The 18,628-nt window shown below is 38.0% G+C and carries 21 protein-coding genes; 10 read left to right on the top strand and 11 right to left on the bottom strand.

Features of this window, described 5'->3' with window-relative positions; translation table 11 throughout:
* Positions 1–100: 100 nt before the first annotated feature.
* Positions 101–583, top strand: coding sequence for a transcriptional regulator ArgR (gene argR, locus CXF79_RS16845; RefSeq protein ID WP_011041547.1), 483 nt, complete (start codon positions 101–103; stop codon positions 581–583).
* A gap of 114 nt (positions 584–697) precedes the next feature.
* On the opposite strand, the gene CXF79_RS16840 is transcribed toward argR, so the two are convergent.
* The gene (locus CXF79_RS16840; protein ID WP_101156691.1) at positions 698–1,957 is read right to left on the bottom strand and encodes an outer membrane protein transport protein; all 1,260 of its coding nucleotides are present in this window, start codon (positions 1,955–1,957) and stop codon (positions 698–700) included.
* A gap of 293 nt (positions 1,958–2,250) precedes the next feature.
* On the opposite strand from CXF79_RS16840, the gene CXF79_RS16835 reads away from it, so the two are divergent.
* From CXF79_RS16835 to CXF79_RS16815, 5 genes are all read left to right on the top strand, one after another.
* Positions 2,251–2,691, top strand: a complete 441-nt coding sequence (locus CXF79_RS16835) for a hemerythrin domain-containing protein (RefSeq protein ID WP_011041549.1) — start codon at positions 2,251–2,253, stop codon at positions 2,689–2,691.
* Between the two features lie 6 nt (positions 2,692–2,697).
* On the top strand, positions 2,698–2,976 hold the full coding sequence (locus tag CXF79_RS16830) for a DUF2249 domain-containing protein (protein WP_101156689.1): 279 nt from the start codon (positions 2,698–2,700) through the stop codon (positions 2,974–2,976).
* A 9-nt stretch (positions 2,977–2,985) separates the two neighbouring features.
* Positions 2,986–4,296, top strand: a complete 1,311-nt coding sequence (locus tag CXF79_RS16825) for a hypothetical protein (RefSeq protein WP_101156686.1) — start codon at positions 2,986–2,988, stop codon at positions 4,294–4,296.
* A gap of 50 nt (positions 4,297–4,346) precedes the next feature.
* A complete protein-coding gene (locus tag CXF79_RS16820; protein WP_011041552.1) occupies positions 4,347–5,000 on the top strand; it encodes a fumarylacetoacetate hydrolase family protein in 654 nt (217 codons plus the stop codon).
* Positions 5,001–5,092: 92 nt separating this feature from the next.
* The gene (locus CXF79_RS16815) at positions 5,093–5,491 is read left to right on the top strand and encodes a YacL family protein (RefSeq protein WP_011041553.1); all 399 of its coding nucleotides are present in this window, start codon (positions 5,093–5,095) and stop codon (positions 5,489–5,491) included.
* Between the two features lie 69 nt (positions 5,492–5,560).
* Here the strand turns inward: CXF79_RS16815 and CXF79_RS23850 are convergent, their stop codons facing one another.
* From CXF79_RS23850 to CXF79_RS16780, 7 genes are all read right to left on the bottom strand, one after another.
* Complete coding sequence (locus tag CXF79_RS23850) at positions 5,561–5,947, bottom strand: HDOD domain-containing protein (protein ID WP_101156683.1); 387 nt, start codon at positions 5,945–5,947, stop codon at positions 5,561–5,563.
* Positions 5,948–5,976: 29 nt separating this feature from the next.
* A complete protein-coding gene (locus CXF79_RS23845; RefSeq protein WP_101156680.1) occupies positions 5,977–6,399 on the bottom strand; it encodes an HDOD domain-containing protein in 423 nt (140 codons plus the stop codon).
* 378 nt (positions 6,400–6,777) lie between these two features.
* Positions 6,778–8,058, bottom strand: a complete 1,281-nt coding sequence (locus tag CXF79_RS16800) for an AmpG family muropeptide MFS transporter (protein WP_011041556.1) — start codon at positions 8,056–8,058, stop codon at positions 6,778–6,780.
* A 117-nt stretch (positions 8,059–8,175) separates the two neighbouring features.
* Positions 8,176–8,505, bottom strand: a complete 330-nt coding sequence (locus tag CXF79_RS16795) for a hypothetical protein (protein WP_011041558.1) — start codon at positions 8,503–8,505, stop codon at positions 8,176–8,178.
* A gap of 237 nt (positions 8,506–8,742) precedes the next feature.
* A complete protein-coding gene (locus CXF79_RS16790) occupies positions 8,743–9,321 on the bottom strand; it encodes a peptidylprolyl isomerase (protein ID WP_041737275.1) in 579 nt (192 codons plus the stop codon).
* Between the two features lie 58 nt (positions 9,322–9,379).
* Positions 9,380–9,949, bottom strand: coding sequence for a YajG family lipoprotein (locus CXF79_RS16785; protein WP_011041560.1), 570 nt, complete (start codon positions 9,947–9,949; stop codon positions 9,380–9,382).
* A 13-nt stretch (positions 9,950–9,962) separates the two neighbouring features.
* Positions 9,963–11,141, bottom strand: a complete 1,179-nt coding sequence (locus CXF79_RS16780; protein WP_011041561.1) for a methyltransferase — start codon at positions 11,139–11,141, stop codon at positions 9,963–9,965.
* 138 nt (positions 11,142–11,279) lie between these two features.
* On the opposite strand from CXF79_RS16780, the gene CXF79_RS16775 reads away from it, so the two are divergent.
* Together CXF79_RS16775 and fabV are read left to right on the top strand one after the other, a co-directional pair.
* Complete coding sequence (locus tag CXF79_RS16775; RefSeq protein WP_011041562.1) at positions 11,280–11,594, top strand: BolA family protein; 315 nt, start codon at positions 11,280–11,282, stop codon at positions 11,592–11,594.
* Positions 11,595–11,730: 136 nt separating this feature from the next.
* Positions 11,731–12,921: an enoyl-ACP reductase FabV gene (fabV, locus tag CXF79_RS16770; RefSeq protein ID WP_101156677.1), complete on the top strand. Its 1,191-nt coding sequence runs from the start codon at positions 11,731–11,733 to the stop codon at positions 12,919–12,921.
* 226 nt (positions 12,922–13,147) lie between these two features.
* Here the strand turns inward: fabV and CXF79_RS16765 are convergent, their stop codons facing one another.
* Both CXF79_RS16765 and CXF79_RS16760 read right to left on the bottom strand, forming a co-directional pair.
* Positions 13,148–13,528 carry a PilZ domain-containing protein gene (locus tag CXF79_RS16765; RefSeq protein WP_011041564.1) on the bottom strand — a complete coding sequence of 127 codons (381 nt, stop codon included), beginning with the start codon at positions 13,526–13,528 and terminating at the stop codon, positions 13,148–13,150.
* Positions 13,529–13,923: 395 nt separating this feature from the next.
* Positions 13,924–14,526: a hypothetical protein gene (locus CXF79_RS16760; RefSeq protein ID WP_101156674.1), complete on the bottom strand. Its 603-nt coding sequence runs from the start codon at positions 14,524–14,526 to the stop codon at positions 13,924–13,926.
* Between the two features lie 675 nt (positions 14,527–15,201).
* Between CXF79_RS16760 and rho the strand changes: the two genes are divergently transcribed.
* Together rho and CXF79_RS16750 are read left to right on the top strand one after the other, a co-directional pair.
* Positions 15,202–16,146, top strand: coding sequence for a transcription termination factor Rho (rho, locus tag CXF79_RS16755; RefSeq protein ID WP_101156671.1), 945 nt, complete (start codon positions 15,202–15,204; stop codon positions 16,144–16,146).
* A gap of 454 nt (positions 16,147–16,600) precedes the next feature.
* The gene (locus tag CXF79_RS16750) at positions 16,601–16,807 is read left to right on the top strand and encodes a cold-shock protein (RefSeq protein ID WP_057180547.1); all 207 of its coding nucleotides are present in this window, start codon (positions 16,601–16,603) and stop codon (positions 16,805–16,807) included.
* Positions 16,808–16,937: 130 nt separating this feature from the next.
* On the opposite strand, the gene CXF79_RS16745 is transcribed toward CXF79_RS16750, so the two are convergent.
* Positions 16,938–18,194 (bottom strand): IS110 family transposase, encoded by a 1,257-nt coding sequence (locus CXF79_RS16745; protein WP_101153835.1) that lies wholly within the window; start codon positions 18,192–18,194, stop codon positions 16,938–16,940.
* Positions 18,195–18,628: the final 434 nt, after the last annotated feature.

Raw genomic sequence — 18,628 nt, 5'->3', positions numbered from 1 at the left:
TTCAGTCTAAAAAACATGATTATTATTGAATAAATATTCACTAATTGAGTATCAATAGTGTAGAATTAATTAATATCAATTAATTATATGAAGAAGCTAAATGACTAGCACCCGAAAACAAAAAGAATCCCTATTAGTTCAAGCATTTAAAAGATTATTAAAAGAACAATGTTATGGTTCTCAAGGTCAGTTAGCAGAAGCTCTTGCTTCGCAGGGGTTCGAAGATATGTCGCAAGCGAAAATTTCTCGCTTATTATCTAAACTCGGTGCAGTTAAAACGCGTAATACCAATAATGAAATGATTTATATTCTGCCGGATGAATTGGCCGTACCAAAATCAAAGCAATCAATCGAATCAGTGGTATTGAGTGTTAAGCATAATCAAATGCAAATTATCTTAAAGACAGGTATTGGCGCTGCGCCATTAATTTCTCGTATGCTGGATAGCATGGGTGAGTCTGCAGGTATTTTAGGCACCCTTGCTGGTGACGACACCATTTTCATTGCTCCGGTTGATGTCGATAATATTGAAGAAATCACCGTTTCGATTCGTAACTTGTTAGCGGTAAAAGATGAACAGTAAAAAATGACCTTAGCGTCCTACTAGAATAATAATCCTCGCCATACTTCGCGAGGATTAACTTAATTTATCTAAACTCTTCAGCTATCCTTAGTCATTAAACCATCACACAACACCTTAGAAAACATGGTTATATTGTGCAGAAACAATGTAAGCATCACCTTGTGATTCGAATGTCCACTGTTGACCTAAGTCATCTTTTTCAGTGAATGTTTCACTATTGCCTTGAATGACACTGACACCTAAATCTATCGATGATTGGTCGTCAAAGCTATAGTTTAAGCCGCCACTTATCCATATACGATTACTATCAGGAATTGAGATCGATCGATGTTCTTCATCGGTGGGTGTTTGGTCATAAGCAATACCTGTTCTGAGCTTTATATTGCTACTTAATTGATAGGTGGCACCAATGGCATATCGCACTGAATCAGCAAAGTTCTCTTCTTTTGAAAACACAGGGTCTTCTACACCTTCAGCGTATCCCGCTAGCTCATCAAAACTACTCCAACCAGTCCACACGGCTGAGTAATGCACAGCTAAGGAACTATTTAATTGATGAAAACCTGAAAACTCCATAATAGCTGGCAAGGTTATATCCATGGTGCCCATGTCTACGTCACCCGCTAAGCCACCAAGGTTAGCTGGTAAACCATTACTGTAATCACCTTCAAGTGTTAGTTCTACTTCACTTCGATAACTAAAACCTAGTCTATTGTTTTCGTTAAAATCATACGATAAACCTAGGTTCCAACCATAGGATATATCATCGCCAGCCAAATTTGCGGCCACCGTTTCAGGTGGCAAAGGCAGCGGACTGTCACCAAAATTACGTATTAATGAAGCATCGGCATAAATAACATTTAACCCCCCAGCTATGGCAAAGTTATCATTTACTTTATAAGAGAGGCTGGAATTAAAATTAACCGTAGTAATTGACGTTTCCCCCGCGAGTTGCCCCGCAGCATAATCATCATCAAACTCAGTGGCTAAACCAAAATTAGAGAAGGTGCCAAAACCTAGAGCAAACTTGTCATTTAGCGGCACTACTAGATATATTGCTGGAATGATGGCACTTGGCGCAATACTACTATCATTCAATGCTACTGGGTTAATACCCGTTGGTGCATCAATACCCGTTAAGCTGACATCAGGTATAACGTAAGTGCCAGTAAATGATAACTCTATTTGATCAAATTGCGCCATAAGGGCAGGGTTGCGTGCAATTACAGATGCATCATCGGCAATTGCAGCTTCACCAGCAAACGCTCGACCTAAACCAGCAGCACTATGCTCAGCCAACTGAAAGGCGGCGCCGACACTGTAAAATGATGAACAGGTTAACGATAGTGTTAACAATGTTTTATTGAATGTCATAAGTTTGGACCATGTAAAAAGGATAAAGTAATGAGCCTACCTTAAAGGTTAGTTTTGAACTGTTATCAACAGTGAAAACTAGTATTCACTTGTGAACAGCTTTAGCGTTATTTTGATCATAGTGCTGTTGGCTATTGCGGATTTTTACTCTTAACCATATTGATTTAGAACATCAATAGAGGCTCTAGCGATAATATTTATTATTTGCTTGAGATTTTGTTAATGTAGGTCAAAACATGGCATTAGTTCCTGCTTTAACATGCCAACATTGATAATAGATAGTAGGAAGTTTTATGAGTTCAATTCCAGAGTACATGACGACAAAACATAGAGAATGTGATGAGTTTTTTTCTGAAGCCGAAGCCGCTGTTGCCGATAAAGATTGGTCGTTGGCATTAGCTAAATGGCAGCTATTTACCAGTGAATTAACTGAGCATCTTGCCCAAGAAGAAGATACTTTATTTCCACAGTTTGAACAAGCTACTGGAATGACAGCAGGACCGACACAAGTCATGCGCATGGAACATCAGCAAATGCGTGCGCTGGTTCAATCCCTTGATAATGCGCTTGCTGCCAAAGATAAAGATGAATATTTAGGCTTATCTGAAACCTTGATGGTAATGATGCAGCAGCATAATATGAAAGAAGAAATGATGCTTTATCCTATGATGGCGCAACATTTAAGCGATGGCGAGCAGCTTATCGAGGGCTTTAAAGCCAACGCAGCAGTTTAAATCATCATGGAGCTTGTAGCTGTTGATGTAAGTGAACTTGCTCCACCTGAGCCAATGACAGTGATATTAACTGCGTTGGCTAGTTTGGATCTAGGTCATTGTTTATTGGTTACTCATAGACGGCAACCCTTTCCTTTGTATGAAAAACTGATTAAAGCCGGTTGGGCGTACCACTGCCAAGTACATGATGATGATCATATTTCATTGTTCATCTATCGCCACATCGAACAACAATTGTTTGAACAGCACTTTGACGGTCAAACCTTTCAAAGTACAACAAAGTAAGGGCTCGCTATGAATATGTCAGGCTTGTCATTTAATGCATTACCTCCTATCGATTTACCTTTTCGTTTTTTCTTAAGTGCACCAATCTTTATCATCGCTTGTGCGCTATTAGTTTTATTTTCAGGGGAAACTCTTTGGCTAAGTCGTTGGCAGCCGAGTATGTTGGCGCTGACACACGGCTTTACCTTAGGCTTTATAACCATGGTGATGATGGGCGCATTATTACAATTATTACCCGTAATCGGTGGTATTGGTATTGCTAAACCTAGACTCATTGCGACCACTAGCCACGCTTTATATTGTGTTGGTGTAATGGCCTTAATGCTCAGTTTTATTCTTGCGACTAACTGGTTAACGCTCGCTGCATTGGTGTTGCTTAGTTTGGGGTTAAGTATTTATCTCGGTGCTATTATTTGGGTGCTAATCAAAAAAATAAGCCAGGGTGATTCCATTAATTGCTTTCGCTTAGCGATAACGTCATTGGTAATATTGCTGCTGTTAGGAATATTGCTTTTAGCCAATAGATTAGGCATCACGGTGCCATTTATTAGCCTTGATAAACATGTTACTGATATCCATGCGCTAATGGGGTTAGTTGGCTGGGCAGGTATGTTAATTATTGCGGTGAGCTTTCAAGTATTGCCTATGTTTCATGTTGCTCCCACTATGCCGAAATACATAAGACAATATCTTGGTATCAGCATTTTTATCTTACTGATAGTGTATGCTTTTTATACTGAGTTTACCTTAGGGCTAATTGTCATTAGTCATGGCGTGTTTGCCTTTAGCTTATTTTATGTGATCAATAAGCGCAAACGTAAAGTACCCGACACCAGTATTAAGTACTGGCAATTGGCTGCGGGAACATTATTGTTACTCAATATACTGTACTTCTTACCGGATAGTTTTTATAGCGCAGCACAGACCCCTTTATTTATATCACTACCTGATAAGGGGATGTTATTAACGGCAGTTTTCATTTATTTTTATTTGCTTTCCGTGATCCAAGGTATGTTACTAAAAATATTACCCTTTCTGAGTTACACCCATCTTCAACAACGCTGTTTGATTGACTTCTCTGCGATGCAATTCATTCCTCATATGCATGAATTTTTAAATAAAAAACATGGTTTAGCACTTTACTACATGCATATTTTTAGTGGATTATCACTGGTGGCAGTACTCTTTGAACCGAGCTTATATTTTGTCTTTGCTATTTTACTGTTACTTGAATTTATATGGTTATTAGTCTTAATGGTGAGGTGCATGCGTTTATATTTTACCGTCAATCAGAAAATCAACTTGTCCAATACCCTGTAACTGATTAGTATGCTCGCTAATAAATTCTTACAGGCTAAATAGGTCCTTTTATGAATACTGTCACCTTAGTTTCAGCTGAAAAATCAGCACAACAAATAACACCCTCAAAAGTTATTTGTATAGGTCGTAATTATGTAGACCATATCAAAGAGCTGGCCAATGAAATACCGGATGAAATGGTGGTGTTTTTAAAGCCTAATTCAGCAATTAATACCGTGCTTAATGCTAAGCATAATAATGATGTATTACATTATGAGGCTGAGTTAAGTTTTCTCTACCAGGGTGGAAAATTCACTGCAGTGGCCCTTGGTCTAGATTTAACTAAACGCGAAGTACAAGGAAAGTTAAAAGGTAAAGGACTTCCTTGGGAACGTGCTAAGGCATTTGATAACTCAGCTATTTTCAGTGATTTTGTCAGTATTGAGCAAGAAGACATTCAGACATTAAACTTATCACTTATGATTAATAATGTTCCCAAGCAGCAGGGGGGCGTTAATTTAATGATGGCAAAACCTGATGATATCTTAACGGAACTGCAAACGTTTATGAGTCTTGAAGATGGCGACATTGTCATGACAGGTACACCGAAAGGCGTGGGTGTTATTGGTGTAAATGATAACTTTACGGGTCAAGTATATTTGAGCCAAGAAGATAAATTAGTGGATAATAAAGTACTACTTGATTGCCATTGGCAAGCACAGTAATTACCTTACGAAGTTATACTATTTTTTATTAAAGCTGCAAAGCTTGCTACACTTAATGTAGGCCCTTTTATACCCCATTGATAGGAAAGGCTATGGAATACGAATTTGTACACGACGCCATAACAGGCGAAGCCCGAGCGCTCTTTTCTTTAGAGCATGAGGTCATAGGTCCGTGGATGGAAGTTGAACTAGGACATAACGTTACTAAGCTTACCGATCTACTAACTGCGATTGATAACATTGAAACCGGACAGTCTCAAGAGCTACTCATCACAGGTAGCGAATATTCGATTACCTTAAATAATGAAGATGTCTCGATTCAAACTAATGTGAGCATGAATGGTTCGTTAAACGGCAGTGGTGAAGGTTTACCTGAGATGTTAACCGATGAGCATATTCATTTAGATCAAAATGAAATGGCTAGCTGTGGTTTAGATGACTTTAGAGCGTTATTACTTTCTTGGGGCCAGTTCACTAACGGTTTACGATAAACCATAGGTGAACTAATTAAAGGTGCTTTGCTAGCATCTTTAATTAGTTAGTTGTGCCGTTATTATTTGTTATGTACTCACAGTAAACTCTGAAACTAAACTCTGTAAAGTCGCTTCATCAATTGCCAATATCTTGCAAACATTTTCTTGCACATAGGGCCAGTCCGCACTAGAAAAATCGGAATACTTCATTGAAATTAACTGTTCACTTAACTTAAGTACAGCAAATAAATCTTGCTCTTGTGAGCCGTTAAGTTCACTAATAAAGTTTCTATCACGGTGCTGTAAAATAATTTGGCACACGTCTTTGGGTAGTCGCCATGAACTGGCAACATAATAACCAATAGTCGCATGATTCACGCCATAATGTTGTTCTTCAGCTTGAGTAAGCGCGATCTCTGGCGTTGTTAATGCATTATCTAATAGCTGTTGGTAATCATTATATTTCATCGCCATCACAGGTACACCGCAGGCATGAAATAACCCTAAGCTAAAAATCTATCATTAGCAATCTCAGGTTTATACCTTTGCCCAAGCAACATGGCCGCATTGGCAATATCAGAAGTGACTTGCCAAAAGTCTTCCAAATTAATGCTGCAGCTTTTGGGATCAAAACTCTTTTTAAGTAAGCTACCCGTGACCAACATGACGACACCAAAAATACCAATGTAGTTCACTGACATTTTTATATCGGTTATTGTTCTACCTAGGCCGTATAGAGGCGAATTAATGGTTTTTAAAATAGTAGCGCTGACCGCGATGTCTTTACTAATGGCACGGCTAATGGCGTTAATATCTGGATTTGCTTCTGCCATAAGTGTCAATAACTCTAGCAGCAGTTTGGGTTGGGCCGGAACAGAGAAGCCACGACCAATATCATCTAAAACACTTTGATCAACAATTAACATAAGACTAATAAAAGCTATAAAAATATGGCATTAGTGTATGTTATAAAAAACCTGCTTGCTATGTTTCTTATCAAATAACGCCATCATTTGTTGTCTGAATTTTTGTCTGTATTACCCTTAATAAAAGATGAGCTTCAATCATAACTCTCTCAGGAATCCTGAAACTTAAATCTTGGCAAAACTTTCTTATAAAACTTATAAATCAGTGTGTTATATAAATCATCATCACGAAAAAACCAATGATGATAGTGTTGAAAGCGAGAATGTAAGTAAAACCTTTGATACCTTCCTTAAGGCTGTACTCATGTACGTTAAGATACCAAATCCAAATGGCACACATAATAATGGGCATTAAAAAGAAAAATTTTATCATAATGGTTAACTTGTGCTCGAATTAAGGGATGTCTCATTCCAAGGGGCAACTTTAAGTAACATCAACATACCTGGAACAGCTAAAGCCGTACAAAGAAAATAGAAATTTGTCCAACCTATTGCTTCAACAATGACTCCTGTTGTGGCATTAGCAAAAGTACGTGGTACTACGGCTAAGGCAGTAAATAAGGCAATTTGTGTTGCTGCAAAGGCGGGATTAGTCGTTTTAGCAATAAAAGCTGTGAAAGCAGCGGTGCCTAAACCAACGCCTAAATACTCAAATCCCATAGCGATGGCTAAAGCATAGGTGTTATGTCCAATTTCAGCGAGGGCAGCAAAGCCTAAAATACTTAAAATTTGTACAAAACCGAATAACCATAGCGCTCGATTAATGCTGAGCTTAACCATCACTAAGCCGCCAACGACTATACCAATGGTCATTGCAATTAATGAGGAGGTCTTGGCAACAACACCTATTTCAGTTTTGCTAAAGCCCATATCAATGAAAAATGGCGTTTGCAATGCTGTCGCCATATTGTCTCCTAACTTATAAAGTACAAGAAACAATAGCGTATAACCTGCAGATTTAAGCCCTTTACTCTGAACGAAGTCTTTAAATGGTAAGACAATAGCTTCTCGCAGGCTTTTAGGTGCAGCATGCTCAGAGTCTAACTCTTTAATGAACAGTGTTAGTAATACGCCTAATAACATGAAAGCTGCGACTATCACGAAGACCGACTGCCAACTCATATGATCGGCTAGAATAAAAGCGAGTGATCCCGGTACCAGTCCAGAAAGTCGGTATGCCTGAACATGAACTGAGTTACCTAAGCCAAGCTCGTTATCGGGTAATAACTCTCGTCGATAGGCATCAAGCACGATATCTTGGCTGGCACTGAAAAAAGCCACTGCTGCAGCTAAATAAGCGACAGACCATATATCCATTATAGGATTCACAAAGCCAAAACCAGCAATAGAGCCTAACAGTAAAAGTTGTGTTACTAACATCCAACTTCGTCGTCGGCCAAGTATGCCCAGAGAGTAGCGGTCCATGAGTGGTGACCAAAGGAATTTCCACACATAAGGAATGCCAATTAATGAGAAAAGTCCAATTTCAGTAAGACTTACCCCTTCATCACGTAACCAGCCTGGAACCAATTGATATAAAACAAACAGTGGTAGACCTGAGCTAAAGCCAGTAAAAATACAAATAAGCATGCGCTTATTTAAAATAGCCTCTTTAAAGGAACTGTTGTCTACTTGGCTAGTTGTGGGCATTTGCGGCATTAACGAGTAACTTAAATTAGGTTTTTATTTCTTCTAAGTTTATCAGAGGCTTGTTGTTTGCAGAAGCGGTATGCGATATTTGAGTGATATTTAGTGACGAATCGCTAATCGGCTCAGTTACGGGATAGGACGCCAGCCAATACAATCAATAGGATAGCTACCGATACCGTTAAAAAAATCTAAGCAGGTATTCATTTCACTTTTGAAAAACAGATCTTGGTTTAAGGCTTGAGCACCATGTAAGCTAACTTCATGCATCAAATGCCAAAATACACGTTCTTTAGCGCTGTGTGGTGTTTCATCAATCACTTTTAATAAAGTCCACTCAGACATGGTATCTAAAATAAAATGGTCGAGCTCAGTATAGTGTAGTTTTTTCTCAATGACTGCGCTCACGTAGGCATGCATTTGTAGTATTTTATGATCGATGAATTGTTCAATTATCATGATGTCCCCTTAAAATACATGTACCGTTTGGTACAGAAGATGACGGTGGTTAGCTATAGGTTTAATTTTCACCGAAAAGTATTAATGCCTTTATTATTGCTTCACGGCTTGAATTGAAGTGCGAGAAAATTTATTGGCTAACTTATGTATCGGTGATAGTTGGCTTTTTGTCAAAGAAAATTCATTTTTATTTAGTGTTTTTTTGTAATTTACTGTTGGTGAAGATTATTATTAAACTTACTCATCAGCAGGTAATAATGTGGCTTTAATTAAAGTGACGTGTTTTATCGGGACATCATTCCAAGCCATAGTTTCGTTATAATCTGTTGGTACTTTTGCGATGGCTTCTAGTACTTCTTCACCCTCAATAATAGCGCCAAAAACCGCGTAACCCCATTTTCTTCCAGGGTCTAACGTTGTATTATCCGCAAGATTAAAGAAGAATTGGCGGTTGGCAGTATGGGGTCTATTTTCTTTCGCCATCGCGATAGTGCCCATTTCATTTTTCAGGCCATTTCCTGATTCGTTAACAATATTTTTGCCTAATTCTTTGGCGGTAAATTTAGCGTCATAAGCACCACCCTGTACAATAAAATCGTCTATTATGCGATGAAATATAGTGTTGTTATATTCACCTTTTACCACATACTCCAGAAAATTATTCACCGTAATGGGTGCTTTCACTCTATCGAGTTCAACTACAATAACGCCCATAGATGTTTCTAATTTTACTTTAGGATAAATATTAGTTGGATCAACCGCATAGCTAAAACTACTTAAGATTAGCAAGGTGCTTGTTATAATAAATTGAACGATATTTTTCACAATTATCTGCCTACCTTTGATTGAAGGATGTTTGTCGCATTGCCTAATATTATAAGAAGGTTTTAATATCTTTACTGGTTAGGATTTGTTTTATCAAGGTACTTAAATGTTGATTAAATTCACGTTCTAATACCGCGATATCTGCGTTAAGAGCACCTTCACTGTGCGCTCTATTTTTAAAGCTGCTAGTTAGCGTCTGTTTGGTATTATCAATTGAAACTTTGATGATAATTTCACTTTGAGTGCTGTAACTGACACTTTCTTGATCAACACTGATAATAGCTTTTTCTATGGAAACGGTTATTTGATTATTTGCTGAGCTAGCCAAAGATAAACCTTGTTGTTGCCACTGCTTCACTAATAGTCCTTGAATAATATCTTCAAGGCGTTGCTCGGACGAAAGAATGATTGCCGCTTCATCTTTTTCTAGTATCTGGATGATATGCGGGCTAGTTCGCATATCAACAACGTTCAGCTGTGCTTCTTTGCCAGATAATTGATTTGAGGGTGATAGATAAACTTGAGGTGAAACAATTAAATGTGTAGGTGCAGTACTACAGCCGACAATGCTCGTAAGCAATAAGGTTAGGGCTATTGATTTAAGTGTATTGAAGTTCATTGTTTTCTCTATTTTATCGTTTAATTGCTGATTGAGTGACAAACTTATCATTACTGGCGATTAGGGTTTCATTACCAAATAGACGCTGTAACTTAATATGATAAGCTAATTTTTGGTTACCAATAATACGTAACTCACCACCTTTTTTTAATACTCGGTGACTGTCTTTAAACATCTGCCAAGCGATATGATCAGTTGTCGCGGTATTTTGATGAAATGGCGGATTACATAAAATCAAATCAACACTACCACCTTCTATATCGGTCAAAGAGTCGTTAAGGGTAAATTCACATTGTTCAATAACGTCAGGCAGGTTTGTCATTATATTCTGCTTCGCTGAAGAAATTGCCATGGTAGATTCATCAATAAACTGAACGTGTGCTTCTGGTTGATTTGCTAAAACGGTGAGGCCGATAACACCATTGCCACAACCTAAGTCTATTACTGTGCTGTTAGCAGCAACTGTAGGCAAATTCTCAATAAAGTATCGTGCGCCAATATCCAGCTTTTCACGGGCATAAACATTGGCATGATTGCTAATGGTTAACTCGCGAGATGGTAAATCATTGGTAGACTTGTGTGGGATAGACCACACAGTTGGAAAAGGGGACTGATGAACTTGCTTATTATCAAACTGACAAAAAACTAAGCGTGCTTTTTTAACTGCTAAAGAGGTTTTTGTTGTGCCTAAATGTTTTTCAAACACTTTTAGAGTTGAGCTGTGGATCTCTTTGGCGCGGTCTGCGGCAATAAAAATACAGTTTTCATTTACTGATTTTTTTATTTGAATGAGTTGTTCGATGAGCAGTGATTTGCTTTTAGGAATTTTATATAAAATGACATCAATATTATTTGGCAAACTATCAAGAGAGTTTAGTTGGGTAAAATGACTATCATCTAAGCTATTTTGCTCGATGTTATAGCTGGCCCCTTCACTACTAATGTAAGAGTCATTAATAGAAATAACTTCAGGATTCTCACTCGTCGATTGGCAAAAATTAACAGCCAGTGCACCAAAAGCATCATTAAAAATAGCCACCTTTGTTTGCGCGTTAATTAAATTTTGATCATGCACATGGTTTATTAGGTACTCATCGGCTGAATCCCATGCTTGTAAACTGCGGTTTACTTGTGAAACAGGGAAGCGACTAAGGAATAAGTTCTTATCATTAACAATAAAAGGGCTGATCATAAAAATTGGCTAAAGGTCAGTGAAAAATTTGCCCGCTATTGTGTCATAATCTACAACATATTGTTGGTCTATCCACTTAAATCAGCTAAAATATTTACTACTTTTAATTCTTCATATTTTACACTCAGCGAGAGAATAATGACTGTTGCCTCTGTTATTGAACAAAAACTGCTTGATGCTTTTCAACCTTCACACTTAGATGTGATTAATGAAAGTAATAACCATAATGTACCGCCGGGCAGTGAGTCACACTTTAAAGTGGTTATTGTAGCCAAAGCCTTTGAAAACGAGCGTTTAATTAAGCGTCATCGTTTAATCAATAACGTACTTTCACAAGAGTTAGCTGAAAAAATTCATGCCTTAGCATTACACACCTACACGGAAAAAGAGTGGCAAGAGCAGTATGCTGGCAAGGCGCCAAGCTCTCCAAACTGCTTAGGTGGCGGAAAGTAGAATATATTGTATTCTGGTCGTACCTCTTTATGCTTGAGGCAAGGTACAATGTCATCAAATACTTGAAAGTTTCTTTCAAACCTTAGCTAAATACATACTCTAGCTGAGTCACTAATATAAATAAAAAGGTTAACTTATGGTTATCAAACCAAAAATTCGTGGTTTTATCTGTACTAATGCTCACCCAGTAGGTTGTGAAGCGCATGTTAATGAACAAATTGCTTATGTAAAAGCGCAAACATCAGCGACTTCTGGTCCTAAAAATGTTTTGGTTATCGGTGCTTCTACTGGTTATGGTTTAGCGTCACGTATCACCTCTACTTTTGGTCATGATGCGAAAACATTAGGTATTTTCTTTGAAAAACCACCAACAGAAAAGAAAACAGGCTCTGCTGGTTGGTACAATACAGCTGCTTTCGTAAAAGCAGCTGATGAAGCAGGTATTTACGCAAAGAATATTAATGGCGATGCTTTTTCTCATGAAATAAAAGCAAAAGCGATTGAAGCAATTAAAGCCGATATGGGTACAATTGATTTAGTTGTTTATTCATTAGCATCACCTCGCAGAACTGATCCAGATACCGGTGAAGTATATTCTTCTACGTTAAAACCAATTGGCCAAAGTGTTACCACTAAAAACCTTAATACCTCAAAGCGTGTTATTGATGAAGTCTCTGTTGAAGCAGCAAATGATGCTGAAATTCAAGGTACTATTGATGTAATGGGCGGCGCTGATTGGGAATTGTGGATGAACGCACTGGGTGAAGCTGGTGTTTTAGCTGAAGGCGTTAAAACCGTAGCTTACACATATATTGGTAAAGAATTAACTTGGCCAATTTATGGTAAAGCGACTATTGGTAAAGCGAAAGAAGATTTAGATAGAGCGGCTACTGCTATTAACGCAGCAACTGCTGATTTGAATGGTCAAGCACGTGTAACCTCTTTAAATGCTGTGGTAACACAAGCCAGCTCAGCTATTCCTATTATGCCTTTATACATCTCAGCTATGTTTAAAGTGATGAAAGCCGACGGTACGTATGAAGGCTGTATTGAGCAAATTGCGAACTTATTCAAAGAGAACATTTATAGTGACTCGCCTCGTTTAGATGAAGAAGGTCGTTTCCGTCAGAATTATAAAGAGCTAGAAGATAGCGTTCAAAAACGTGTTACTGATATTTGGAATAGTGTTGATACTGATACTATTGATGAATTAACTGATTACGGTGCTTATCATCAAGAATTCTTAAAACTGTTTGGCTTTGGTATTGACGGTGTTGATTACGATGCTGATGTTAGTCCTGAAGTTGCTATTAACAACTTAACTTAGGTTTCATTGCCTTCACTGAGGCAATGAAATGTAAATAGTAAAAAGCCGCACTCTTTATTGTTAATAATAGAAAGTGCGGCTTTTTTGTGTCTTGGTGTTAGGCAACAGAATATATTCTTCAGAAAAATGATGATTACTTTGTGCGTAGTGCTGACGTTAGCTACTGATTGTTCTTTAGGTCAACTGATCGTTAAAAGAAGAGATTTAAACAACAACCAAAAATCTATTAGGTTGGCCAATTTTGTTTAACCACTACATTTATCTGTTGGCTTAACAATGCTTCTATTGAAGTTAATTGCCCGACAGTAATATTGATAAATTTTAAACCTAATAGAAAATCATTTTGAGATATACGACGAATTACAATTACGCGTACGGTCATTAACCCTAATTTTTTATCCTCGTTGAGTATAATTTGAAATTGAGTAGGGTGGTGATTGGTGTGACTTAAAATGAAATCAACACATGCTTTGTCTGCGCTGAGTTGGACTCCTGATAAAGAGATATTAATTGCAGTACTTGTTAACTGTTGCTCACTGTCTTTTAAGACGATAGATACCGAAAAATTTACATCTTTTCTAGGATAAAACCTTCTTTCAATCGACATAGTGAGCCTCTATTGTTGCTTTCATTACAACTCTACTTTAGCAAATCTCGTTATAATGTACGTACTTTAATTTGTACTTAGGTTTAAAAATGATCAAGTAACTGATGACCTTGTTCGCTAAGGATAGATTTTGGATGAAATTCTACGCTGGAAAGGTAAAAAGGTAGGACACCCATTGATCGGGATCATTTCAATTAATGGGTGTCCCGAATTGTCGCCTCAATTTTTATGTCTGCTTACGTATCGATAGCGCACCTAATTTTGAGTAACTTCGGCTAATAGATTTGGTCTTCTCTGTGCAAAAGTGAGCGTTAGGTGATTCTACTTTCCCAATACCGACCGTCTATTATAGAGCATGACCCTAGCAATTTACTCTATCGGATTCACTAATTGCTTTAGGTGCTAACGTTAATCGCCCGTTGTATTGATGCAAGACTAACACTGACCTCTTTTTCAATCTCTCGTGATGTTAAGCCCTCACCGTGTAACTTCATTATCTGTAAATGAATAACCTCGGTAATAACATTAGGAAGGCCAAAAGCAGCAGCATAACCATTTTTACGTTCTTTCTTTTTAGGAATAGAAGGTCTATTTATTGGTAGTATTGGTTTTCTTTTTCTATGAACTACTGGAGTCGTTGCAATAATTGGTTCGGGTATTGGTGCTGTGTTCTTATGTTCAATCAATAGCGGTATCGCTTTACTCAGTGCTTTTTCTACAGCGCGAGTAATGATATCTTCAAGTTCATCCGGTGTTAAATTAATGGTGTTATTTTTTTTCGACAATTTCCCTGCGACATTCTGTGACTTTTTAGCTATTATTTTCTGCGACACTTTAGATAGCGAACCGAAAACACGTATTAACTCAGTAGTATCGATTTGTGGCTTACCTAACGTATCACGTACCGTTGTTAACTTGCCGTTAGCTATGTATCGCTGAATTGTTCTTCGTGACTTCTTTACTAGTAATGCGCTATCAGTGATATTGTGAATAGCCATACAACACCTTTTTTATTGTTATTATACTGCGACATATTAGAGGCTTTGATGAGAGGATAGTCAATACTGAAAAAAAGAAAATTAACACTGATTTTTGGATTAGGTGCTACGAATCAATCACACTCCTCTTGCTTTAAAATATTATTTATACTTCTAGAACTCATGTCCGAAAGTAAAAATTAAATAAACAAGGAGGAGAACGTCCGTTTACGTATCAAACTGCCTCTTAGCTGAGGTGACTTTGGTTCACAAAAAACGACCGTTTTGTGGCAGCTACTACCTTTAATATGTCATTCAATAAAATTTACTGTTTCAAAATCTAATTAAATTTACAGTTAGGTCGTTTCCGTGGGCACAGAAGACATAAAGCCTCCCCGAATATGAAGGTCAATTTTCTGATCATATAGCGGACATAAATTTCATACTTCTATGGTGCAAAGATGCACAAAGTGAGATAGGTTTTTACCCCTAATTTAGACTTCTTTGTGGCTTTGCAGACAATTGCGTAAAATATTTATCAATACTTTTTTTAATACGTTATTATCTATCTTTTAATAAAATATAACATTAAAAGTAGCTAACTTTGCACGGTCAACATAATGAGCCGTTAGCTGCGTTATACTACGTTAAAGACGTCAAAAAATACTTAATTATCTAGAGCTATAAACCCATATCATGACAAGAAAAATATTAAAACTGAACGTGAAAAGAAAAATAGTTTCCAAACCAATAGATGAAGTGGTCAAGGATGTATCTCATGATGACCCACAAAAGCGTTTTTTAAATGGCGTAGCCATCAATCCTGAACAATGTATTCACCTAGAATTAGGTTCTCAGCAACACTCCGCGCGAGCTATGGATTTGTTCACGCCAATAGGAATGGGGCAGAGGGGGTTGATTGTTGCACCGCCTGGCTCCGGAAAAACGACCATTTTAAAACATATTTGCCAGGCTGTGGGCGCAGCTTATCCCGATATAAAGCTTTATGCGTTACTCATTGACGAGCGCCCAGAAGAGGTGACGGATTTTAAGCGCAGCGTGCCGGCACAAGTATATGCCTCATCCACGGATGAAAACTATGACCATCACGTACGTGTAGCCAATGACCTTCTTAATATTGCTCGCAAGGAAGCTGGTGAAGGTCACGATGTCATGATTGTCATTGATTCTCTCACAAGGCTCACACGAGTATATAATGCAAATCAAAAGAGCAGCGGTCGTACCATGTCGGGCGGAATTGACGCTAGAGCGATGGAAATACCACGAAAACTGTTTGGCACAGCTAGAAATATTGAGAATGGTGGCTCGATTACCATTCTAGCGACCATACTTGTTGATACCGGAAGCCGAATGGATCAAGTGATATTTGAGGAGTTCAAGGGCACGGGTAATATGGAAATCGTTTTATCACGTGAGGCTGCAAATATGAGGGTTTTTCCCGCATTGGATATTGCGAAAAGTAGCACGCGCCGTGAGGAGCTTCTTCTTAACTCGAAGGATATCGAAAAGGTAAGATTTTTGAGAAGAGCGCTTACCAGCCTTAAACCTGTGGAGGGTGCTAGGAAACTTGTTGAGCTACTTGAGAAATATCCAACGAATGCGGAGCTGTTAAACCGTTAATTACCTAAAATTATTTGAGCGCTTGGGAAATGAATTTTGAGCAAAAAGGTAGAGCTGACAAGTACATCAATTAGACGTGTTTCCGCTACGCTCCAATGCGTAAATTACATAAGCGTTATCCCTATAAAATCTAATCCACCTTTACAGCTCAAACTCCTAATGTCTACACAGTGGTAATTGTGAACGTTTAACTCTAACTCGTTAATTGGCACATAACATCATAGAATATCTTTACTGATATATCTAAAAATATAGCCAAATTAACTATGCCACTATAACCTGAGTTACTTGTTATTGCGCGAAAGGTGGCTAATATTAAAAATAAATAAGGTAAGCATCGTTAATCAGCAATAAAATTTGCAGCTTAAGGTGGCTTAATTAAATTCAAAACCTGATTTTGTAATAGTGATAGCAAATCAGAATTATATTTTTCACCAAAAATAAAGAGAATGTTATGAGTAAAGGTATAGTTAAGTGGTTTAATTCAGATAAAGGTTTCGGATTCATTACTCCAGAAGACGGAAGTAAAGATTTGTTTGTTCATCATTCAGAAATTCAATCAGGCGGTGAATATGCAACATTGGCTGATGGTCAAGCCGTTGAGTACGAAGTGGGGCAAGGACAGAAAGGCCCATGTGCAAATAAAGTTGTTGCTGTTTAAATCGTAGCACATAGACGCATAAGTAAGCGGATGCGTTACACGCACTTGCTTATGCGTTATCGATAGAAAAACTAATCCAAATTAGCTTCACCACCTAAATCACTGATGCCTTCTTCACGCCCTGAGTCTTTCAGTCAACTATTTTTAACAATAATAGTGGCGACTCTCTATCTCTGAGTGACTTCAGATATTTCGTTTCACTATAGTTCGTTCTCGACTTCCAGCAACGAAATAAAATCCGGATCCACTTAAACGCTAATGACCTTACCGCCGACTGATGAGAATTCCCCTTCCTTCTTTGTTGGGTGTAATACAAACCTGCCCAATAAGATGAATGAACGGTTTTAGCTGACCATTCTATAAATGATTGTCGAAGGAATGTTGAGCATTGCCAGCGCCAATGTACCCATGATTTTTGTCCGCTTCTGACGGTTACAGGAGCGACGCCAGCGTACATTTGTACTTCTGATGCAGTCGTAAACCGATCTCTATTTTCACCAAAGGCGACGAGTAACCGTGGTGCCATGCAAGGGCCTGCACTCGGTAAAGATTCAAAGAACTCTGCATCTGGTTGTTCATGAAATAACTTGTCTATCTCGATGTCGAACATGCCAATAGCTCTAACTGTTGTTATTATTTGATCTGAAATTGATATTGCTAGAAGCTGATGTGAATCAATTATAGCGGTATCTTCGGTGATGTATTGAGCATGATTAATGATCTCAATCCGCTTTTCAATTAGTGGCACTGAGCGCCCACCAGCAGCTAAAAAGAACTTTCTTATGGTATCCGCTCTTGCTCTTTTCAACTTTTGCAAACTAGGCCAGCGATGAATAAAATTGCAAAACATTTCCGAATCTCGATGGCTAAACATCTCTAATAATTGAGGAAAGTATTGTTTAAGGACGTATATCAATCGATTCCCAAAACGTCTTCTATCCTCAACTAATCGGCGTCGTTGCTCCACCAGGTACATGAGCTTCCGTATTGGTGTACTTTGTAAAGCAAGGGGTTTGATTTTTTTAGGGTAATTAATCATTAAATCCAAAGCTAACTCAGCATCTGTTGGATCATCTTTAGCTTTGCTCGGTGTAAATGCTTCACGATATTTAGCTAGCAGCAAGGGATTGATAGGGAAGATTGTGATGAAGTTGTATTTTTGCAAAGCATACACAATCGGTCCTTTTGTCAGCTCAATAGATATGGCCAGTTGCCCTCCAAATCGTTGATGTAAAGACTGTACCCAGTCATCTATTTTTTCTGGTGAGTGAGTTAAAACTCCAAATTCACGGGTCGATTGATTGACACCTTGAATACAAAAGTCGTGTTTTTTATCTGCCCAATCAATACCTATATGAGCAGTAAATTCAGTAGTGAACGTAGTCATATTACCTCCTAAACATTAAGGCGTTCAGTCAGTATGCTCAGCTCTTCGAAAGCAATATAGCCAGTAATGAATGGTACAAGCCCTGAGTATTCGTTATTGAGCTTAAGCGTACCTAAAACATCGAAAGCAAAGGAGTAAACATTTAATGTTATGTGGCAATTATTCGTATGAAATAGGCACTTACCTGAACAGATTAAGTATGGTCTTTATCAGGAGTTAAAGACTATAAAGTGGCATAAGTGAACCTTAGAAAATCATTCAAAAAAACATCATGAAATTATTATGGGCTTAAGTCTGCTGCGTACGCTTTGCTGACGTTAGCTACTGATTGTTCTTTAGGTCAACTTATAGCCTGAAGCTGTCATAACCTGTTTAAAGAATATGTCTCATTTGAATAGTTATCTAATTTCCTATAAATTTAGCGAAGGGTAGTT

Source organism: Colwellia sp. Bg11-28, from assembly GCF_002836245.1.
Taxonomy (GTDB): domain Bacteria; phylum Pseudomonadota; class Gammaproteobacteria; order Enterobacterales; family Alteromonadaceae; genus Colwellia; species Colwellia psychrerythraea_A.
Note: the sequence above shows the minus strand (reverse complement) of the source record. Positions and strands in the feature narration are given on the sequence as shown.

What these genes read in the sequence shown, in the direction of transcription:
- argR (WP_011041547.1), top strand. Translation starts at nt 101, where the DNA reads ATGACTAGCACCCGAAAACAAAAAGAATCCCTATTAGTTCAAGCATTT.
- CXF79_RS16840 (WP_101156691.1), bottom strand. Translation starts at nt 1,957, where the DNA reads ATGACATTCAATAAAACATTGTTAACACTATCGTTAACCTGTTCATCA.
- CXF79_RS16835 (WP_011041549.1), top strand. Translation starts at nt 2,251, where the DNA reads ATGAGTTCAATTCCAGAGTACATGACGACAAAACATAGAGAATGTGAT.
- CXF79_RS16830 (WP_101156689.1), top strand. Translation starts at nt 2,698, where the DNA reads ATGGAGCTTGTAGCTGTTGATGTAAGTGAACTTGCTCCACCTGAGCCA.
- CXF79_RS16825 (WP_101156686.1), top strand. Translation starts at nt 2,986, where the DNA reads ATGAATATGTCAGGCTTGTCATTTAATGCATTACCTCCTATCGATTTA.
- CXF79_RS16820 (WP_011041552.1), top strand. Translation starts at nt 4,347, where the DNA reads ATGAATACTGTCACCTTAGTTTCAGCTGAAAAATCAGCACAACAAATA.
- CXF79_RS16815 (WP_011041553.1), top strand. Translation starts at nt 5,093, where the DNA reads ATGGAATACGAATTTGTACACGACGCCATAACAGGCGAAGCCCGAGCG.
- CXF79_RS23850 (WP_101156683.1), bottom strand. Translation starts at nt 5,947, where the DNA reads ATGGCGATGAAATATAATGATTACCAACAGCTATTAGATAATGCATTA.
- CXF79_RS23845 (WP_101156680.1), bottom strand. Translation starts at nt 6,399, where the DNA reads ATGTTAATTGTTGATCAAAGTGTTTTAGATGATATTGGTCGTGGCTTC.
- CXF79_RS16800 (WP_011041556.1), bottom strand. Translation starts at nt 8,058, where the DNA reads ATGCCGCAAATGCCCACAACTAGCCAAGTAGACAACAGTTCCTTTAAA.
- CXF79_RS16795 (WP_011041558.1), bottom strand. Translation starts at nt 8,505, where the DNA reads ATGATAATTGAACAATTCATCGATCATAAAATACTACAAATGCATGCC.
- CXF79_RS16785 (WP_011041560.1), bottom strand. Translation starts at nt 9,949, where the DNA reads ATGAACTTCAATACACTTAAATCAATAGCCCTAACCTTATTGCTTACG.
- CXF79_RS16780 (WP_011041561.1), bottom strand. Translation starts at nt 11,141, where the DNA reads ATGATCAGCCCTTTTATTGTTAATGATAAGAACTTATTCCTTAGTCGC.
- CXF79_RS16775 (WP_011041562.1), top strand. Translation starts at nt 11,280, where the DNA reads ATGACTGTTGCCTCTGTTATTGAACAAAAACTGCTTGATGCTTTTCAA.
- fabV (WP_101156677.1), top strand. Translation starts at nt 11,731, where the DNA reads ATGGTTATCAAACCAAAAATTCGTGGTTTTATCTGTACTAATGCTCAC.
- CXF79_RS16765 (WP_011041564.1), bottom strand. Translation starts at nt 13,528, where the DNA reads ATGTCGATTGAAAGAAGGTTTTATCCTAGAAAAGATGTAAATTTTTCG.
- CXF79_RS16760 (WP_101156674.1), bottom strand. Translation starts at nt 14,526, where the DNA reads ATGGCTATTCACAATATCACTGATAGCGCATTACTAGTAAAGAAGTCA.
- rho (WP_101156671.1), top strand. Translation starts at nt 15,202, where the DNA reads ATGACAAGAAAAATATTAAAACTGAACGTGAAAAGAAAAATAGTTTCC.
- CXF79_RS16750 (WP_057180547.1), top strand. Translation starts at nt 16,601, where the DNA reads ATGAGTAAAGGTATAGTTAAGTGGTTTAATTCAGATAAAGGTTTCGGA.
- CXF79_RS16745 (WP_101153835.1), bottom strand. Translation starts at nt 18,194, where the DNA reads ATGACTACGTTCACTACTGAATTTACTGCTCATATAGGTATTGATTGG.